This window comes from Telluria sp. ZT3P26 (assembly GCF_059686035.1).
This window is the reverse complement of sequence record NZ_JCASII010000013.1, coordinates 18,267-37,030: the sequence shown is the minus strand read 5'-3', so window position 1 is coordinate 37,030 and position 18,764 is coordinate 18,267. Positions and strand designations below refer to the sequence as shown.

At 55.5% G+C, this 18,764-nt stretch carries 18 protein-coding genes; 8 read left to right on the top strand and 10 right to left on the bottom strand.

Annotated features, from left to right (window positions below; translation table 11 throughout):
* Window positions 1-271: transposase (locus tag AC56LN_RS23045; RefSeq protein WP_499574890.1), on the bottom strand; the 271-nt coding region annotated here is incomplete at its 3' end.
* A gap of 29 nt (window positions 272-300) precedes the next feature.
* On the opposite strand from AC56LN_RS23045, the gene AC56LN_RS23040 reads away from it, so the two are divergent.
* The 6 genes from AC56LN_RS23040 to AC56LN_RS23015 all read left to right on the top strand — a co-directional run bounded on the left by AC56LN_RS23040 (window position 301) and on the right by AC56LN_RS23015 (window position 7,896).
* Window positions 301-561, top strand: coding sequence for a hypothetical protein (locus AC56LN_RS23040; protein ID WP_499574889.1), 261 nt, complete (start codon window positions 301-303; stop codon window positions 559-561).
* 1,413 nt (window positions 562-1,974) lie between these two features.
* The gene (locus AC56LN_RS23035; protein WP_499574888.1) at window positions 1,975-2,979 is read left to right on the top strand and encodes a tyrosine-type recombinase/integrase; all 1,005 of its coding nucleotides are present in this window, start codon (window positions 1,975-1,977) and stop codon (window positions 2,977-2,979) included.
* A complete protein-coding gene (locus AC56LN_RS23030; RefSeq protein ID WP_499574887.1) occupies window positions 2,976-3,845 on the top strand; it encodes a hypothetical protein in 870 nt (289 codons plus the stop codon). Before AC56LN_RS23035 ends, AC56LN_RS23030 begins: the two co-directional genes overlap by 4 nt.
* A 300-nt stretch (window positions 3,846-4,145) precedes the next feature.
* Complete coding sequence (locus AC56LN_RS23025) at window positions 4,146-5,222, top strand: ParA family protein (protein WP_258838159.1); 1,077 nt, start codon at window positions 4,146-4,148, stop codon at window positions 5,220-5,222.
* On the top strand, window positions 5,219-6,250 hold the full coding sequence (locus tag AC56LN_RS23020) for a ParB/RepB/Spo0J family partition protein (RefSeq protein WP_499574886.1): 1,032 nt from the start codon (window positions 5,219-5,221) through the stop codon (window positions 6,248-6,250). Before AC56LN_RS23025 ends, AC56LN_RS23020 begins: the two co-directional genes overlap by 4 nt.
* 713 nt (window positions 6,251-6,963) lie before the next feature.
* Entirely contained in the window at window positions 6,964-7,896 is a 933-nt protein-coding gene (locus AC56LN_RS23015; RefSeq protein WP_499574885.1) for a hypothetical protein, read from the top strand.
* A gap of 397 nt (window positions 7,897-8,293) precedes the next feature.
* Here AC56LN_RS23015 and AC56LN_RS23010 read toward each other — a convergent pair whose 3' ends face one another.
* Complete coding sequence (locus AC56LN_RS23010; RefSeq protein WP_499574884.1) at window positions 8,294-8,752, bottom strand: hypothetical protein; 459 nt, start codon at window positions 8,750-8,752, stop codon at window positions 8,294-8,296.
* On the opposite strand from AC56LN_RS23010, the gene AC56LN_RS23005 reads away from it, so the two are divergent.
* Window positions 8,751-9,443, top strand: a complete 693-nt coding sequence (locus AC56LN_RS23005; RefSeq protein WP_499574883.1) for an IS6 family transposase — start codon at window positions 8,751-8,753, stop codon at window positions 9,441-9,443. The two genes, AC56LN_RS23010 and AC56LN_RS23005, sit on opposite strands and share 2 nt — an antisense overlap.
* Window positions 9,444-9,574: 131 nt before the next feature.
* Complete coding sequence (locus AC56LN_RS23000) at window positions 9,575-9,778, top strand: antitoxin VbhA family protein (protein WP_499574882.1); 204 nt, start codon at window positions 9,575-9,577, stop codon at window positions 9,776-9,778.
* A gap of 395 nt (window positions 9,779-10,173) precedes the next feature.
* Here AC56LN_RS23000 and AC56LN_RS22995 read toward each other — a convergent pair whose 3' ends face one another.
* The 8 genes from AC56LN_RS22995 to AC56LN_RS22960 form a co-directional block, all read right to left on the bottom strand.
* A complete protein-coding gene (locus AC56LN_RS22995; protein ID WP_499574881.1) occupies window positions 10,174-10,584 on the bottom strand; it encodes an FmdB family zinc ribbon protein in 411 nt (136 codons plus the stop codon).
* Window positions 10,585-10,922: 338 nt separating this feature from the next.
* On the bottom strand, window positions 10,923-11,228 hold the full coding sequence (locus tag AC56LN_RS22990) for a hypothetical protein (RefSeq protein ID WP_499574880.1): 306 nt from the start codon (window positions 11,226-11,228) through the stop codon (window positions 10,923-10,925).
* A 1,068-nt stretch (window positions 11,229-12,296) separates the two neighbouring features.
* Window positions 12,297-13,691, bottom strand: coding sequence for a hypothetical protein (locus AC56LN_RS22985; RefSeq protein ID WP_258836733.1), 1,395 nt, complete (start codon window positions 13,689-13,691; stop codon window positions 12,297-12,299).
* Between the two features lie 7 nt (window positions 13,692-13,698).
* Window positions 13,699-16,119, bottom strand: coding sequence for a heavy metal translocating P-type ATPase (locus AC56LN_RS22980; protein WP_499574879.1), 2,421 nt, complete (start codon window positions 16,117-16,119; stop codon window positions 13,699-13,701).
* Window positions 16,120-16,305: 186 nt separating this feature from the next.
* A complete protein-coding gene (locus tag AC56LN_RS22975) occupies window positions 16,306-17,205 on the bottom strand; it encodes a CopD family protein (RefSeq protein ID WP_499574878.1) in 900 nt (299 codons plus the stop codon).
* Window positions 17,206-17,574 (bottom strand): copper homeostasis periplasmic binding protein CopC, encoded by a 369-nt coding sequence (gene copC, locus AC56LN_RS22970; protein WP_499560826.1) that lies wholly within the window; start codon window positions 17,572-17,574, stop codon window positions 17,206-17,208. It abuts the gene before it with no gap.
* A 23-nt stretch (window positions 17,575-17,597) separates the two neighbouring features.
* Window positions 17,598-18,026 carry a YybH family protein gene (locus AC56LN_RS22965; protein WP_499574877.1) on the bottom strand — a complete coding sequence of 143 codons (429 nt, stop codon included), beginning with the start codon at window positions 18,024-18,026 and terminating at the stop codon, window positions 17,598-17,600.
* 91 nt (window positions 18,027-18,117) lie between these two features.
* Window positions 18,118-18,738, bottom strand: a complete 621-nt coding sequence (locus AC56LN_RS22960; protein WP_499574876.1) for a DUF305 domain-containing protein — start codon at window positions 18,736-18,738, stop codon at window positions 18,118-18,120.
* Between the last annotated feature and the right edge of the window lie 26 nt (window positions 18,739-18,764).

Genomic DNA, 18,764 nt, shown 5'->3' with positions numbered 1-18,764 from the left:
CCGGCACCGGCCAATCGAGGCCGGCAAGCTTCAGGAGGCTTTGCGTCATGCCTACAGCCTGGCGCAGCGGCAGACTGAAGAGGCACTTGATGCTCAGGCAGAACTGGATTGCCTCGTTGCTGAATTTCTCGCTGCGTCCTCGCTTACCGCTCGGCTGGCCATGCCAGTTCATGTTCGGATCAAGCCAGATGAGCAGCGAGCCGCGTGACTTCAGCGCTTCGTTATATGACTTCCAGTTCGTAGTACGGTACTTCTGAGGAGCCGGTTTCATCCGCTCAGGCTACCTGATCAGCGTGATCCATGCTGATCAGGGCTGATTTGCGCAACAAAGCCGATGACATGTACGAACGCTGGCTGCGTGAAGCGGGAGGAACGACTGATCCCGACGATCCGTCGGAAGAAAATCTCGCAAAGCTGTTTACGATCACAGCAATGGAAACTTCCCCAGAGGGCAAGGCCAAAGGCCTTATCGATATCGTCAACATGGCGTTAGCATTGGCCGACAAGACCCTGAGTTCCCAGGTTCCTGTCGCCAGATGCTTAGTGCTCGAGCTGCACTGATCAGTTCAACAAAGCGAGCTTTGCCATCTTCCGCGCTTGCTGCACATTACGGAAGACGCGATCGTTTTCGATGCACGGCTCGTTTTAAGGGTCACGATTTCGTTCAGCACTTGCTGGGCGGTAACGGAGCTTTTTACGAAGGTGAAAAGATGCTGCCAAAACTCCAGTTCGTGAACTGGCTAATCGGAGTAGCGCTGGCCTTCTTGATGTTGATCCAGGATTGCCTGGTGAGCTGCGATTGCCGATTGGTTCAAGCTCGTTTTCATGCACTACTCCTAATAAGTTCCGCGAACCGGGTTAAAAAGGAGTCAGTGACTGGAGCGTCACTTGACTATGCGTACATAGAGAAGCGGTAGCGCGTACAAAAATGTCGGAGGCCGACAGCGTTAATTTAGAGCAACTTTCCTAGCCTGTCCATCATGTCGTTGTGGAATATCACGAGCAGCTAAAACTCGACCCCGTTTTTGCTCCACGTGTCCCCATGATCCTTGCGTTAACAACGACTTAGCCGGTGGCAGCGATGGACACTGTGTCCATCGTGTGAGATCAGAGCGATGGGACTTTCACCCATTGGCCTGTTCAGTCCGGCTTACAAAGCTAGTTGTAGTGTCGTTGATATATCGGACAGGAAGCCGGCGGAAAAAATAGCCAGGACGGAGAAGCCAATTTCCTGGACCTTCCGAGTTTCGAGCAACGTGACGCTGCCATGGTTGATTACTAGAGCACAGAAGAGCAAGTAGCTCACTATGACGCTGTCGGTAATGCCCCTGATAAGGCCCTCGACGTCGCCGAAAGCGATCCCTGTTAGCAGGGTCGCATGCGCCCGGGAGCACAATGAGTGTACCGACGCCGAAGTAGAAATTGGGATGGACAGGCTTGAGAAACAACTTCATTTCAGATTTCCTGATTCTAGAAGGGATCATGCCCGCGGTGAGGTTGGGAGAGACGCCTCGCAAGGTGCATACCGTGCCGGTTGTTCTGGCCGTTGCACAAAACGAGACTTGCTAACATCTAACGATTATCTATTTCGGAGTAGCAATGCTTAACTCGAATCCGGTCGAGTGTTGGCCTGCTTTCAACCAGCGCGTGTGGAGAAAATCGGTGCAAAATTCGACTGCCATCACCGCACACAGGTGAAAAGGCAGCATGAAAGGTAATAAACCCACTGATAGAGACCGTATTTATTCCCTCCAGACACACATCGGGCTACTCTACGTTTAAACGTCCCTGGCCGCTCGACCGACCCCAGTGCTAAAAGAGCTAAGAGAGAGAAAAGAGCAAAAAGAGAACAAAGAGAGCCACCCGACTCGACCGGAGTCAGCAGCAGAAGAACCCCCTGGGGTATCGGCGGTTAAACGTGGGTTAATTACCTTTCGTGATATACTTGGCGACAACCCTACTTCGATTCTCGCCATGAAAAACCTGACTTCGTGGGACAGCGACCCTGTCCAGGCGTTCAAGGAATTCGTCGGCACCGACGCCTTCGCAAAAACCGCCCAGCGTCTCCCAGCCGACGGCATGCTCCGTTCGGTCTCTGGCGAATCCGCCAGAATCTATATTTCTATGTTCTCCAACGTCTCCGCGTGGATAGCGGAAGAGGGTAGAACGTTTTCGACGGTGACCCACGGCGACCTGGTCCGCTTCGTCAACCGCGTCGACGGCGGGAAGGTAGTCCTCAACAGCAAGATCGGTTACCGGTACCTGCGCCTCCTGGAACGCTGCTATCAACACTTGGGCGTCATACCCAATCCAGCGAAGCAGGCGATACTTTCCACCGACCGCACCGACCTGCCTAAAGACGACGCCGGCCGGACACTCTCGCCCGAGCAGCTCCACCGATTCTTCGATGCGCTGCCGGCGGATCCACCGCGGCGCCGCCGCGTGACTGCGTTCGACGGCTGGAAGCGCCGGCGCGATCGCGCCATGCAGGTCGTCATGGCACTGGCCGGCCTGCGCGTGGCCGAAGCGATCGGGCTTCTCGTGCACGAAGTCGGTCACCAAGTGGCGCTGGACGGTTCGGTCGATCTGACCATCACGCCGGAGGAAAAGCATGACACCAGCTACGAACACATCACTCCCCTGCCCCGCGAAGGCGTGGCCGAGTTGCGACCGTGGCTGGACGAACGGGAAAGAATGGTCAAGGAGTTGGCGCTGCCCGGGCTCTTCGTGTTCCCGGCCAATGTCCTGGGCGGCAAGATGACGAACAAGACCGTCTACAAGCAGATCCGCGCGACGTTTGAGCGAGCCGGCCTGGACATGTCTCGAGCTGGCGGCCGGACATTGCGCAACACGTTCGCAAAAGGACAGTTGGACAACGGCGCTAGTCCGGACCAGTTGAAGGACGTGCTCGGCCTAGCGCTCGAGCGCTCCGCTGCTGATTACAAATTCACGCGCATCAAAGACGATCCGAAAAAATGAAGCTCTCCACAATCCTCGAGACGCTGGCCAGCGCCCGGCTGCCATCAGTCACAAGCGAGCAGCTGCACCAGCTCGTCGGCACCGCTGACGGAAAGGCCTTTGCAGATGACCTTAGATGGTTCGCTGTCGGCGAGACCAAGCGCCGCCAGCAGCTGGCCGCGGTCGTGCACGCGCTCGCACCAGGTGTGCGCCGCACGGTCGAGCAGCTGGGCTTCCAGTTCGACCTAGCCGCCATCATCGCCGCGGCAAAACTCGACGGCTGTGCAGTTATTGAAGCGATCAAGGCTGCGAACGCGAATCCCGGCAACCGGGCGCGAGCTGTCGCCTGCCTTCAGGTCGCTGGACTGCAGGTGGTAACGCGCACCGCTGCGGCGGCGCCGACGCCGGCCGCACCGATTGAAGCGCCCTACTACTCTTTCAAAATTTTCGGCAGCGGCGCCGCGCTGTGCGTGAGCGAAGCGCGCACGCGCTTGAGTAACCAGCACACGATCCAGATCGAAGGTGCTCTGGCGCTGGGCGCCGGCCGCCGTGAGTTCGACTGGCAGAACAAGATCATCGTTCAGCTGACCGTGCAGGAAGCCTATACGGCGCTGGCGCTGTTCGAGAACCTGATCCCAAGCGTGAAGTTCGATGGCCACGGCCCCGCACACGACAAGTCGTTACTCGTCGATTTCCAGCACTCGCATTACTTCGTCCGTGTGATCCAGCGGGGACGTGCAGCTATCGCGCTGCCCGTGCGCCCCGTGGACACGATCCAGATCATCGCCCTACTCTACCGCCAACTGCTAGCCAATGAACCTCATTTGCAGATCGGTGATGTTCGGGCGCTCGTGGCAAGAATGGCTTCGATGGGCGCCAGCCACTGAGCGCAACAGGTGTGGCGTCAGCGCGACACGCGCAGGCCGTCGCGCTAGTTTTATCCCCGTCGGCGAATAATCAGCTTTTTTCAATACTATTTGAACCGTACGCTCATTCGTACAGTGCTACCTTCCTTTTTTCGTTATGAGGTCGCGTCACTTCTGTGCCCGAGGAGCGGAACCATACCTCTCGCGTAGACATTCACCGGCAATGACATTGATAGCCGTAAGGTACATTTAATGTGATTTCCGTTTGCAATGTTACCGCGCCGGCTGTATGATCAGTTGACACAATATTCAGGAGGTTCCATGTCCGCTCGCCCATTCGGCGTGAAGGCTCGTCTGGCACAAGAGTTGTGCGGCTTCACTGGCTCGCCTAAAGCGTTCAGGGAAAAGTACAATGTCGCCGATAAGGGTCAGTACCACCGCATATACACCGCGGAGGACATTCGCCGTATTCGGATGAGTATGCTGTCGCTCTCGGAAGATTCGTCTCGGGAAAAGACTGTTCCGCCAATCCTGAACTTTCGGATGGCCAAGGGTGGTACTGGCAAGACGACCATTTGCGGAAATGTCGCCTCTGCCCTGGCAATGATGGGACACAAGGTCTTGATGATCGATGGCGATCCGCAGGCATCCTTGACCGGTTTGTTTGGCATCGACTGGGTTTCGGAAAACATCACCCACATCGGTGATTTGATGAATCGGAACGAGAAGAAGGAGAAAGACTTCGTCGACGTACAGGCCGCGATCTGGCCAATCTACGCTGGCGGCATGTTGGATATGATCCCGGCAGACATCACGCTAGCAGACAGCGACTCCTGGTTGATGGGAGCCACGAATCGCGAGTTCGTTTTCTCACGGCTGCTCAAGCGCTACGTCGACGTTTTCGCACATTACGACGTCATCCTAATTGACTCAGCACCTTCGACATCACTGCTCACGAACACCTTGATGACTGCCTGTAAGACACTGCTCGCGGTCGTTGTGCCGGAGGGGCCGAGTACGAAGGCCCTTGAGATCCTCGATTCAAACGTGCACGAGTTGAACTCGGCTTTTGCCGATGCCGGGCTTAATCTCGACTATCACGTGATCGTTAATCGCTATAACCAAACCAAGAAGCCGCACAACGACGCATTGTCCAAGCTGGTTAGCACCTATCCAGACCAGATCAACGACACCATCGTGCGCGACTTCATCGGATTTGTCCGTCAAAACGACGCCTTCGATGAAAAGAATAACGGCCCTGTTCTCGAGAAGGAGCCCAATTCGGTCGGCGCCCGCGACGTACTGGACCTTACCAAGTCGCTGATCCGTATGTTTGACATCAAGCTGGCCGACGTCAACAGTCTGGCTCCACTTGCAAGCGTAGGGAGGGCGGCATGAGTCGTGCACCCATTAAGGTCAGCGGCCTGGTCGCGTCGGGGAGAATTGCAGCGCGCGAAGGCGAGGACCAGCGAAAGCCGTTGGTCGGTGCTCGCACTGTCTCAGCTCCATCAGTGTTCGAACTGCCGAATCGTGCCGAACCTCTACAAACCGGCGAAACCGCGCCGGCTGCCGGCAAAAATGACCATCCCGATAGTCGTAAAGACGCGCGCAAAATTTCGGTTGCGGAAATTATCGACTCTCCGTACCAACCGCGCCTCAAGTATGACCCCGAAGAAATCGATCGCCTGGCTGAAACCATGGATACGGCTGCGCACGCAGACCCTATCAAAGTTCGCATGGTTAACGGCAAGTACGAGCTGATCAGCGGGCACCGCCGCATTCGTGCTGCACGTTCGCTCGGCTGGGCCGAGATCGACGCGTACGTGGAAGAGCTGACCGATGGGGAAGCACAGGCCAAAACTTTGCTGCTTGCTGTTGGGAGTGTTGGGCTTACTGACTACGAGTATGCCTTGATGTTTGCTACGGCACTGAGGGAAGGTCTGTGCAAGACCCAACGCGAAGTCGCTAGTTACTTCGGCCAGAGCACCGTAAAAGTAAGTGGATGCTTGGACATGCTGAAACTGCCAGCAAAGATTGTCCGGATGCTGGATTCGAAGCCTGACCTGTTCGGGTATCAGACCGGAGCGGTTATTAAGAAACTGTGTGCCGATTACCCCGACAATCTGTTGGACATCGAGCGTGGCGTGCAACGTTTGATGGAAGGCGCCGCTCAAAACTCTTTGAAGTCGTGGGTGCTTCAAGCGATCAAGGGACAAGCTGAACGTGGCGGGTCCGAACCGAACTTGATTACAAACGGGCGTCGCCTCATCTTCACGACGAAGATCAGCGCGGACCAGCGCTCGGTTGTCGTGAACTGCAAAGTACCGGATCTGGATATCGCGGCTTTTGAAAAGCATTTGCAAGCATGGCTTGAGCTCCAGGCCAAAGAGGTTATCAGCTCAGCACCGGACGAAGCCGGCGACTAGACCCCATGACACCAAAGCACCCCTACGCTGACTGCCCTACCCTGCTACTCGCAACAGTTGGTGGGTATTTTGGTTTTCGTTTAGTCAATCGTTGCCTGGGTCTAAGGACACTGTCGGCCGTGGTATCCAGGCAGTTGCTAAAAAAATTCATAATATGAACGCGTTTAACTTATCAAAGGAAGTGCGCGTTCATATTATGAATTTTCTTACCGCCGATCAGAAGCAATCTCGCGCAATTCATATTATGAATTTTATCAACTCGCAAGTTGAGCCACCTTCTGTTCGACGGAAACTAAATGGCGCCGGTGTGACCGGAGCGCCTTCAACATGCAAAGGAGCTCGGAATGTAATGAGCTAAATAAAAAACCCCAGCTGAGCTGGGGTTTTCGTTTTCAGTCCCGCGCTAGCGGTGGACTCAGGTGACGACTAGAGAACTTCATCTTAGCCCCCTCCAGCACGGTAGTCAAACACTTTTGCGGTGCCAAGCACCACAGGGGCGGCTGTGCGCTTAAATTTCTATTATCCGGTCCTTTCGGAGGACATTGTATTGCCTGGAGTACTGGTATGTGACCACCTCAGTGGAGGTTTACGTGCTTAACCTCACCTATAACGACATGCTGAGTGCCTACGAGGACTACCCATCCCCGATACGCCCTTACCTACTTCGAGCTGAGACTCATCCCGATATCCGAGCTAAGTTGACGAAGTCCTTCATGAGAGTCTTTATCGACCTGGTGGCTAGAACCCGCATCCGAAAGCCGGCGAAGGAAATCAGCGTCAGCGTCCACAAGGTTGCGTCTCAACTGAGCGTGAGCACAAAAACGGTGACGCGCACGATCTCGCTGTGCTTGGAATGCGGCTGGCTCGATCCAGACCCGCTACATGACGGCCGTAATCGATGGGGCAAGTTTTCGGCCAGGCGCTATCTTGTGGCAGACCCGCTTCGCAAGCTTATTGGCCTGCCAACGATCGATGAGCAAGTTTCGTCATCCGGTCCAGGAGATCCGCCAGCACCAATCGCTGCAACGGCCAACTCCGCTTCTCAATCAAAGACCGAAATGTCTCACGGCATAGGGGTTAACAACTGCCTTTATAAAAAAGAAGCTTCTTTTAACAACGAGGCTGAAAAACCAAACGGCCTACCAGCCGATCTTCGGCCATTGCAGCGTGAGCTTGGCATAGACCTCTTCGGCATCTTTTCCCTAATGGGCTTGGCAAAACAAGTTGGCCAACGTCTCCAAGACGTGTGGATCGTTAAGCGCCACCTCTTGCTCAACTCTGGCATCACTGGTGGACGAGCTGTGAAGTACCTTCGGTCATTGTTGAATTCCGGTGATGACTTTGCGTATGTTGCTCGCAAACTAGCAAACGCTCCTGGACGCTCTGAAACACCTCCTACGCTGTCAAAGCCACGCAGCCCGAGCGAGCGCCAGCATTCATCGTCGGAAGCGTCTGGCGACCGCCTAGAGGCCATTGCCGAGGCGTGCCGTTACAAGACGTTCCGTCATGTCAGCCGCGAAATGGTAGTGCGGTTTTTCGATGGGTTCGCAGAAGTGACTCGAGGCGCAGTGCGTGAAACTTATCCAGCGTGTCACATGGAAGGTCTGTACAAGGGCGTAGCTGCAGGCAATTTGGTGGAGGTTTGAACACGATATATTCCTGATCACTTAGATTTCGAACCGGTCTCGCGAAGAGGCAGGGGGGACGCGAGCCAATTTCGTTTTAACCGGCTGCCGCTGTGGATCGTGGTGGGCAGCGTTGCGACCTCGCATTAGGTCTAACCCGATCTGGGAGCGTGCCGAAAATTCATAATATGAACGTAGGCAGCCACGACAGCTGCTCGCATGGGGATGCTCCCCATCAGTCGTCAAAAGTTCATATTATGAATTTTCTACTGACGCCGGAGGATCCCCTACCTGGCAGAGCAGGTCCGCATGACCAAGAATTCATAATATGAATTTCTGGCCGCGGCGATAGGCTAAAAGTTAGTCCCGGCACAAAAACAAAGCGGCCCGTAGGCCGCTTTCGTTGTAAAGGTAAGAGTCAAGGATTCGAGAGTTTTCGCAAATTAGCGCGTAGACCGGTACGAGCGCCGCCTTTCGCATCGGTCAGGGTGGTGGCTTCGCACGCAACGGGCGCGTCAGCTTTGATTGCTGATTCGACCGCGGAATCCGATCCATCGTTGGACGACGTCGAACTCGGCGTTGTTGTAATCTCGGCCTTCGATGCTTTAATTTGCTCTTGGCCGCGTTCGCTGGCAAGGACAGGTTGAACATCCCATACCCGCCCACCGTTTCTCAGAATAGTCCCGTCGAGGATAAAGCCGGCTTGCTCAGCCGCGTAGCCCAGTTCGATCAACCTTCGCAGTTCAGCACTCTTGTCCAGGGCAGGCCTTTGCAGCCGCTTCATAACAAGCAGTCCAACATCCGGGTTCTGTCGCATTAGCGAACGGGGCGCGCCGGTCGGGTAAACTGCGGTGCCGAATCCAGGACGAATCGACATGCTCAAATTCAAAGGGATGCGCTTTCCGATAGATGTGATCCTGGTCTGCATCCGCTGGTATGCAGCCTACCCGCTGAGCTACCGGCACCTCGAGGAAATCATGGAAGAGCGCGGCGTGTCGGTCGGCCATTCCTCGATCAATCGGTGGACGATTCGTTTCCTGCCGCTCATCGAGAAGATGGCCAGAAAACACAAGCGCCCGATCGGCGGTAGCTGGCGCATGGATGAAACCTACATCAAAGTCAAGGGCGTCTGGAAATACCTCTACCGCGCCGTCGACAAGCATGGCAAGACCGTCGACTTCCTGCTGACGGCCAAGCGCGACATGGCCGCAGCGAAGCGATTTTTCGACAAGGCCATTGGAGCGAATGGCGATCCGGACAAAGTCGCGATGGACAAGAGCGGCGCCAACAAGGCGGCAATCGATGCGATCAACGCCGGTCGCGCCGTGCCCATCCTTGTGCACCAAGTTAAATATCTCAACAACATTGTCGAGCAGGACCACCGCGCCATCAAGCGGGTGACTAGGCCGATGCTCAACTTCAAGTCATTCCGCGCTGCAGGCTCTGTGCTCGCCGGCATCGAACTGATCCACATGATCCGCAAGGGCCAGTTCGCAATCAACGGCGCTGAGGCCATGTCGTTAGCCGACCAGTTTTATGCGATGGCAGGAGTGGTCCGTCCAGTGTGAGGCGCGCAGCTACGTTTTCGGCCAATTTCCGCCTTTGATCAACAGCGCGACAGAACCCATCAGGATCCGTAAGTCGCCCACCAAGACGTGTAAGCTAACCCTACTCTTTAGAGAGATGTTGATAGATAAACATGATTACTTCGAGACAGGACCGTGAGAAGGCGGTAAAGCGGACGCTTGCTAATTCCGCATTGGAAGGCTTGAAACCCAATCCGCAATTCATTGCTCTACTTGATCGGTATATTGCCGGTGAGATTTCACTGGAAAGTGCTCTTGAGATCACCAGGGCGCAATATCAACGCGCACTTGATCCAGGCCAAAAAATGTCCGAATAAGCGCTGGATGTAGGCGGCTTGGTGTTGCCTGCTCTGCCAGAAGCTTTGTCCCGCCCCTCCTTAATCGGGCTGTGCCGGCCCAGACAAATCGACCTTGTGCGCCATACGTCGGCCGGCTCGACCGCCTGTAAACATGCCGCGTCTTTGGCACGCCGTATGACCCGATGACCGTTCTTGACCGCATGGCCATTGACAAGGCGCCGCGTGGATATGACTTAGGCTAGGGCACCAATGCCTAAAATGCAGGCACGCAGATATAACCCGCACGCCTGCTGCTTTTCATGTCTGGATTGAGGCAGTTCTCCACACGGATTGTGGATATCCTGACGATGCGTGCATGTTCAACGCCGGCTATCCCGATCAACCCGTTGAAGCTTTTCTTCTTACGCCGGCCTTTAATCCAGGATCGGGTCGTCGGAGAGCCACATTAGCGCACCGTCTCGCTCACTGCCGCCAACAGCCGTCCACGTCCTGCCGCTCTCATCAACGGCGATGCAACCCGGTTGCCAATGGTTCGGGTTGCGCAGCTTGTCTACCCAGGCATCGGCGGTACCTTTGAAAATAACTACTACGCCCCCGCGGCCGGCATAGCCCTTTTCCTCCCGCCAGCGCCGTGCCTCTTCGGCAGGTGGCTTGAAGGAGTCAGCAACGAAGGTCACACCGCCGTCCCATTCAAGAAAGACTTTGGCTCCGCACGCACTGCACTCATGCGGGGCACCGTCTTGCGCATCATCGGGCAGGTTCACTTCCCCCTCATGCCGGCATTGAGCACATTTGTACAGGTACAGCACGTGGGCCTCATCCATGGGTGTCTTCGATCAGGTGCCACTGAATGGGGCACGTACTCGTTTGCAAAAAAGGTATGGGCGGTGGCCGTGCTCGTCGATCCTGCGACTCACCACGGCCACCTGCAATGCGATGTACCCGGCGTACTGTCCCTCAGCTTCGACAGCAGGCGCGTAAGGACCGGTGAAGCATATATCAGGCATCAAGGAACGCGCTACATGTATCGTTTCGCCCGCTAGGGGTACTGAACACATCTGCAATGTGAAACGCGACGCTGAAGGCTCGCCTGACTTAACTCCAGCGAACCCGCCAAACTCGTAACTGTCGATGTCAATATCGATCATTGTTTTCCATTTGTTTAAGGCTTCTTAGAAAATGCGCGGCGGCATTTCTGCAACATCGACTTTTCGACCGCCTTGCTACTGATGCGTTCCTCGTAAACCCATGCGACGGTGTTCGCAGCCCAATCGGCAGTATCACCCGTCGTCTCTATACGACCTTCATCAACCATTTTTAAGTAGGTTTGCTCGATTGTCTTTCCCGATTCCCGCTCGCGTGCAGCGTAGACCGCGAGCTTTCCTAGGGGTTTGCAGATTGCATCCTCTGCATGCGCTGGGGCAATCAAGTTCGCCAGCAGCAGAACCGCGAAATTGCAAATCTTCATGTTTTCTGTAATCCCTAGAGTTTCGGTTTGACGATTGAATGGGTGTTCCGGGGTCAGTGTGCAGCGCGCACCGGATCAACGGCTTCGGTATCTGCAAGCGCACGCTTGGCCTTCGAGAAGAACTCGGCGTGCGTCGCAGCCGCGCCGGTGTGGGCGAACAATAAAGATTGACACAAGCCCTCCTATGAGCCTGGCCGATTCCAACGAGCTGGTGTGCGAACAAAGTTTGACACAAACGGTCGTCGATGCCCTTCGTGTCCTCAGTTCGCAACAATAAAGTTTGACACAACTACCTGCCCCTTTAACCAACGCGACCGGCTGCTTTCGACCCAAAGCGGTCTTCGCACTAACAACCTGCTGGGCGAATTGCCCGGCTCTCCCGGGTGGGATCGTGCGACCGGCAATAGCCAGCGTGATTCACGATACCCGCAGCTCTACCTTCTGCGTTAATGGTCACGGTCACGGTGAACTGATCACCCCATTGCGGCTTGTAGTAGATGATCCTAGGCCAAGGTGGAGGTGCGAAGTCGAGTGTGATGTGTGCTGACGTGATCTCCTCAAATGGAACATGCGAGAGGTCTGTCAATTTTGCAAGGAGGCCGCGATAGTGAGCCAATACAGGCGCGAGCTCAGACGACGACGGCTGAGTGGATGATGCCAACAAGTCGAGTAATACCGTGGTCTGACCATTCCGTTCGGCCAGCGAACGTAGCTTGCCGATTGCCCAGTAACCATACAGATCGTTGTTCCGGCTAGCGAATGAGCCGCACAAATTACTGGCGACGTTTGTCAGGTGCGCCCCTCTAGGCATGTGTCATCCCTTGTTCAATTAGTTTGGTACACAACGTCGAGCCGTGACCGAGCTATTTTTGCCAACCTAGGCCGTTCGCGTCAGCTTGGCAGGGTTCCCGGCCTGAAGAGTCACTGACTGTTTCGACCGGCAGCTGTCGACCAGAACCTGACGTCTAGCAGATTAAGCTAACAGAGCGCTACGCTGGTCTCTAGCGCTTCACTTTTTGCTCAGATATTTGGCAATCCATTTTTGCTTCAACAGACGGGTACGCTCAGTCATTTGCAGTCATTAGCGCAGCAGCTCCTGCTGCTTGTTGCCTCACTGATGGCCTTCAACTCGGCAGTCACTTCTTCATCCCCCAGACTGTACACGGGTGCGAATCCGCCGCCTGGAGTCCTGAAGTTCGTGGTCTGACCTTGATAGACGCGCGCGGCTGTCCACTGGACTCGGCTGTTGTATACGTAGCTGCGCAAGTCAAACTTCAAAGTTTCAGGACTGTCAGCCGTACCGGAAACCCGAACGCCAGGAGCGACAACTCGCTGAGCGATGTATTCGCCCAACAAGATTTCTTGCCAAACCCGCTTCGTTACCTTGTCGCCCCGGTAGGCCGCTCTGCCTCCGTATCCAGCGACAGGCTTGAAAAACAGATTGCCTCGCTCGTTCCACAATCGTTCCGCGTTATTGGTCGTGACGCTCTCGGTGAAAGGCACGTTGGCAACCAATATGTCGATAGTAGCTTGGGGGACTCCCAACCCTTTGAGCGCTGTGGCGTCACTTAGTATGGTGAGATTGTGCTTGTTCGCGTAAAGCGCATGAGCTTGAGGATGCGGGGTGAGTACAAACGCGTCTTCGCAGTACGCGTCGTGCAGAGCGCGCGACTCAGGCGCCTCAAGCATGAAGTCGGTAAGCCGATTGTAGACCAAGTCAATCTTAAGCTTAGCAAACCACAGCGCGCCGTCTCTAAAAGTAAGTTCCCTCGGGTCTGCGATGATGGCGTTGATGTCGTTCTTGGCGAACAGCCGCTGAAACAGGAGGAATTCAGGGTAGAGGAACTGTTGCTGAGGTTGCGTGTCGACTATTGCTATCGTCCGCAGAGGCGCAGTTTGTCCTGCTGCTGCCCATTCTGCCCAGAACATCTGCACTATCTCGTCCTCGAACATAGCGCCGGAAAGGACAGCTTGTGCCAGCTGGTTATCGTCCAGACAACAGGTTCGATGTGCCCTTGCCATAGCAGCGTTAAGCATCGCACCTCCAGCGTTTGTGTTTATTTCGATGAGGCCGAGATTCTCGCCGTCCGGGTGGAAGTCATATCCGAAAAACACACCTCGCGCACCGCCGGCTCCACTCTTGGCAATATCGGGCGCATCGGCCAGTACAAGCTCTCGGTATGAGGGGAGCTCAATGACAGACTCTAGTGCACGTACCACCTCCTCGATTCTGTCCGCCTGCGTACTGGAGATGAAAACGGGCCGTGCAGAGAACAGGTATGGGCATCGTTCCTCTATCAGTTCAAATAGCATATCGTCATGCACTTCACCGGACAGCGCCGACTTCAAGGCAGTCTTGTCCAAGCTGCTGCAAAAGCAGGAACTGTTGAGCTGTTCTGCTGGCAACCTGGTCGAGTCATAGTTGCTTGCCGGGTTGTCAGTAACGATGTCGGAATTTCGCATACGGTTCCTATCCTTGGTGCGAGCTTATGGCTCGGGTACTCCGCGCCGCCTGCCCGCGAAGGCGTAACGCGTTAGTAATTACGGAGACGGAGCTAAGGCTCATGGCAAGGGCGGCAACCATGGGAGACAGGAGCTGTCCTGTGAAGGGATACAGCACCCCGGCCGCCAGGGGTATCCCAAGCGCGTTGTAGACAAATGCAAATCCGAGGTTTTGCCACATGTTTCGCACCGTCTGGACAGAAATGGAGCGAGCGACCGCAATGCCGCGTAGGTCTCCCTTCACGAGGGTGATATGGGCACTATTGATGGCCACGTCCGTTCCGGTACCCATGGCTACGCCAACGTTTGCTTTGGCGAGCGCCGGCGCATCGTTGATACCGTCGCCAGCCATTGCGACAACCCGCCCCTCTTTCTGCAATTTGTCTACCAATGCAAGCTTGTCCTGCGGTTTCACCTCGCCATAGAACTCGTCTATCCCTAGTTTGGAAGCAACCGAGCGCGCCGTCGTGGTTCCATCCCCGGTAGCCATAACGACAGTAATTCCATCGTTACGGAGGGTCGTCAGCGCCTCTATTGTCGTGGCTTTGATAGGGTCAGATACTGCCAAGATGCCTACTAGTGCGCCTCCCTCGGCGAGGTACATTACGCTGGCACCCTCAGCTCTCAAACTCTCAGCAGGCCCCGTGAGGGCGTGCCAGTCGACACTCAAAGACTCCATCAATGCAGTATTTCCTAGTGCAACCCGTTTTCCGTCTACGATACCGGTCACCCCAATACCACTGGCAGACTCGAAGGTTTCGGGCTTCGATAGCAAAATACCTCTCGTCTTTGCCTCGGCTACGATAGCGTGAGCCAACGGGTGTTCGCTGCCTTGGTCAAGGCTGGCGGCGAGCTGAAGGACGTACTCGTCGTTGTACCCTGGCGCCGCGACAACGGTGTTGAACGCCGGCTTTCCTTCCGTTAGCGTGCCCGTCTTGTCGACGATAAGGGTATTAACCTTTCGAAGGTCTTCGATAGCTGCAGCGTCGCGGAATAACACACCCTGCGTTGCCGCACGGCCGGTTGCAGCCATGATGGACATAGGCGTGGCTAAGCCGAGCGCACAGGGGCATGCAATGATAAGCACTGCCACCGCGTTAACGAACCCAAAGACCCAGCTTGGTTCCGGGCCGAACAGTCCCCAGACCACAAGGGTCAGAAGCGCGATTGCCGCGACAACAACTACGAAGTACCCCGCCACGGAGTCAGCCAGGCGCTGCATTGGCGCGCGCGAACGTTGAGCCTGCGAGACCATTTGCACAATCTGGGACAGCATTGTTTCTGACCCAACCTTCTCTGCGGTCATCACGAGGCTTCCGCTTGTGTTAATCGTTGCGCCTATTAGCCGGTCGCCAGGTCGTTTTGTTACCGGCACGGGCTCGCCTGTAAGCATCGACTCGTCGACCGCGCTTTTCCCTTCCGACACCATTCCGTCTACCGGGACCTTTTCGCCTGGGCGAACTCTAAGGGAATCTCCGACGTGTACATGGGTTAGGGGAACATCTTCTTCGCTCCCGTCTGCGGCAATACGTCGCGCCGTCTTGGGCGCCAGACCCAGCAACGATTTGATGGCAGCAGAGGTTTGCGAGCGCGCACGCAGTTCGAGGATTTGGCCAAGCAGCGTCAGGGAAACGATTACTGCCGCCGCTTCGAAATAGACACCGATACGACCGTGGCTTGCAAAAGTGACCGGGAAAGCGTTCGGGGCTAACGTGGCTACGACGCTGTAGCCATACGCAGCCATGACCCCTGAGCCAATGAGCGTCCACATATTCGGGCTCATGCGCATGAGGGACTGGAACCATCGCACGAAGAATGGCCAGCCGGCCCAGAGAACGACCGGTGTGCTTAGCGCTAACTCAATCCAGTTTTGCCCAGCTACGCCTGCCTGGAAAAGGACATGACCGAACATTGCCAGCGCAAATACAACTGCTGTCAGAGGTAGGGTCCACCAGAAGCGCCGACGGAAGTCGACTAGTTCGGGGTTTTCTTCGTCGTCCAAGGAAGGAAGTTCAGGCTCCAACGCCATGCCACAAATTGGGCAGTTACCTGGCACGGCCTGTCGAATCTCGGGGTGCATCGGACAGGTGTACATCGTCCCTGTAGGAGCGTCCGTTGAACGAACTTCTGCCGGTTTCGAGGCGGCCAAATAACTCTCCGGCGCAGCTCTGAACTTCTCCATGCACTTTGGGCTGCAGAAGTGATAGACCTCGCCCCCAAACGTAATTTCTCGCTCAGGGTTTGGACCAACCTTCATCCCGCATACAGGGTCGATGAACGGTTTTGAATTCGCTGGTTGCTCTGGATGGTGCACGGAGTCCGCACCGTGGGCATGGTGATGATTTCCGTGTCCCGCCGCGTGGTCGTGTGTACCCTTGCTCTCAGTCATGGTCGCCCTCCCAGGGTCGTAATGTCACATCAAAACTGCAGCGCTACCGATAAAAGATGCGGCACAGTTGCTTGTCTATCCATTCACTAGTCATGACTTACTCTAAACGTTCCCTTAATGGGAAGGTCAAGCACATTCCTGCTGTTCAGAGCCCGCACCAACGTGCGGTCTCTGAACAGTCGGCTACTACATTGCAGCCGGCGGCTGCTGCGAAGTCAAAACCGCAGCTGCAAACAGCACAACAAGTAAGACAATGCTCTCCACCTTTAGCACGAACTTCACGCGCTTAAGACCATGCACTGAGCCTCGGGCAAGGGCAAGTCCGACAAACTTGTTGTACCCGCCGAGAATGAGCGCAGCGCCTACCAGCCCGACCTTTATCAACAATGCAGTTGTGTAGATGCTGTTGCCAAATAAGTTGTCTACGGTTCCAACCCTGTTCCATGCATTGAACAGCCCAGTTATGAAGACTGCTCCGACTGCGACCATGGCCGCTGCAGACATCGAATCGAGGTAGCGAGCCAGGCGATTCAGGTCAGGCTGGCCTGCGTCCGTAGGCATCGACTTCCATGCAGAGACAGCAACTAAGCCAGTCCATGCGCCCATCGCAGTCAGGTGGATTACCTCCGCTGCGAAAGGCAGAGTCCAGTAACCGTTTTCGCCGGCATGCCCCATTGACGCGCGCACAAACGCGAAGAGACCTAGGGCCACCAGCACCGTCCACTCGCGCCACACTGCAGTCGAACGAAGTGCTCGAATCACCAATACCAGGGTAATCGCAAAAAACGAGATATAGCCGGCCCGCCCAATACTTGTCATGGTCAACATCTGCCAGACTACATCTTTGGCTTCTTGTAAGCTAACGCCCCCCATTACGGCGGCGGATGCCAACAACATTGTGACTGTCGCTAGGACGCCGAGTGTAGCCGCGACAATATCTCCCGCGCGCAGCAGGGCTTCAGCGTCTGCGCGAGGGACACCTGAGGCCAACAGCCAACGGCGGGCCAGCCAGGAGCCGACAAGCCACGCGAACGCAGCGTTTAAGGCAACGACTGACCCAACTTGAAGGCCCAGGACGCTATCCACTTATTTCACCGAGAACGAAAACGTGCCCGTACGGCGGTGACCGTCATGGCCGGCGACAGCCCATTTAACGGTATAAGTGCCTGTGGACAGACCTTTGGTTTGTAGGCGCACCATTGTCGGGTTGGCGGCATCGACCTTCGCCTTCTCGGTCTCGACGACCTTACCGTCGGTGTAAGTCAACGTAACGGTGCTAAACGCTTGCTCGACTTTCTCGTTGAAGGTCAGGGAAATTTCGGTCGGCGCCGCTTCCAAAACGGCTCCTGGTGTCGGGTTCGAAGCTGCAAGCTTCGCGTGTGCCATCGCGAGTGGGGCTGCGATGGTAGCTGCTGAAAAAACGCAGGCTGCTGCGATTTTTTGGATAGATTTCATATTCAACCTCTAGTAGTTATTGATTACTTAGCTTTACGGGAGGACCAGTGGACGTGCGTGATGAGCCACTTGTCGCCCTGCTTTTCTAGTACGGCAGTCTCTGTTCCAAACGAGTGGACGTTCGTTCCTTTGAACTTGCCTTTTGTCTCCGTTTCGCGCGTGACGATGGCGATATTTCCTTCCACTCGCTCGTTCTGGCGAATGACCGTCTGGCTCGTCGCTTTAGCAAAGGCCATGTCACTGGGGAGATGGTGACCAGCATATTCATCACGTGAGCGCTCAACATAACCAGACTCGAAAATCCGGATAGTTGGGGAGAGGAAGACGGTAGCTGCGTCGGCCGTCCCCGCCGACAACGCTTCATGAAACGCAGAGACGGTTTCGAGCGGAGTCGCGGCGAGTGCCTGGAAGGACGCGGCAGAGAGCGCAATGGCAAAAAGTGTTTGGCGCATAGATTTTTATATGTCTGTAATGGTCGGGGACAGCCGACAAGCCGATTTTCGATTACTAGACTTGTCGTGCTCTTAACTGCTCTCGAACTACTTACTTCGTCGGCGTTGCCCAGGATTTTTTCATCTCGGCCATGTGCGCCACTTCCTTCTTCTGCATTTCGACGAGTTTGTTCGCGAACTCCTTAACTTCGGCGTGCTGGAGCTTTGGAGCTGCAGTCTGCGCCATCTTGATGGCGCCTTTGTGGTGCTGGCTCATCATGTCTACAAACATGCGGTCAAACTGCTCACCCTTGGCTGACATCAGCTTGTCACCGCTCATGCCTTTCATTGACTCGGGCATCCCAGGCATTTTCATGTTCATCGCTTCTGGCTTCCCGGCATACCACTGTTCTTTCCACCCTTTGAGCTGGGCAATCTCTTTTTCCTGCTCGGCCATCATCTTCTTGGCCATATCCTTAAGTTCTTGGTTGGCTGAGCGACTTTCAACCAAGCTGGCCATATGCATTGCCATCTGATGATGCATAGTCATGGTGTCCAGGAACTGCTGTTCATAGGGCGCTTTTGCGGCGTTCGGTGAACTCTTGTGCATCGACTGCATGTTTGCCATGTCGTGCCCGGCGGCGCCGTGCGAGCCACTTTGATGCTGTGGCATAGCACTTGCGGACACAGCTACGAACGCGAACGAAGCGAGTGCGATTTTCGAGATTTTCATATTTACTCCTTGGTTGGTTGCAAACA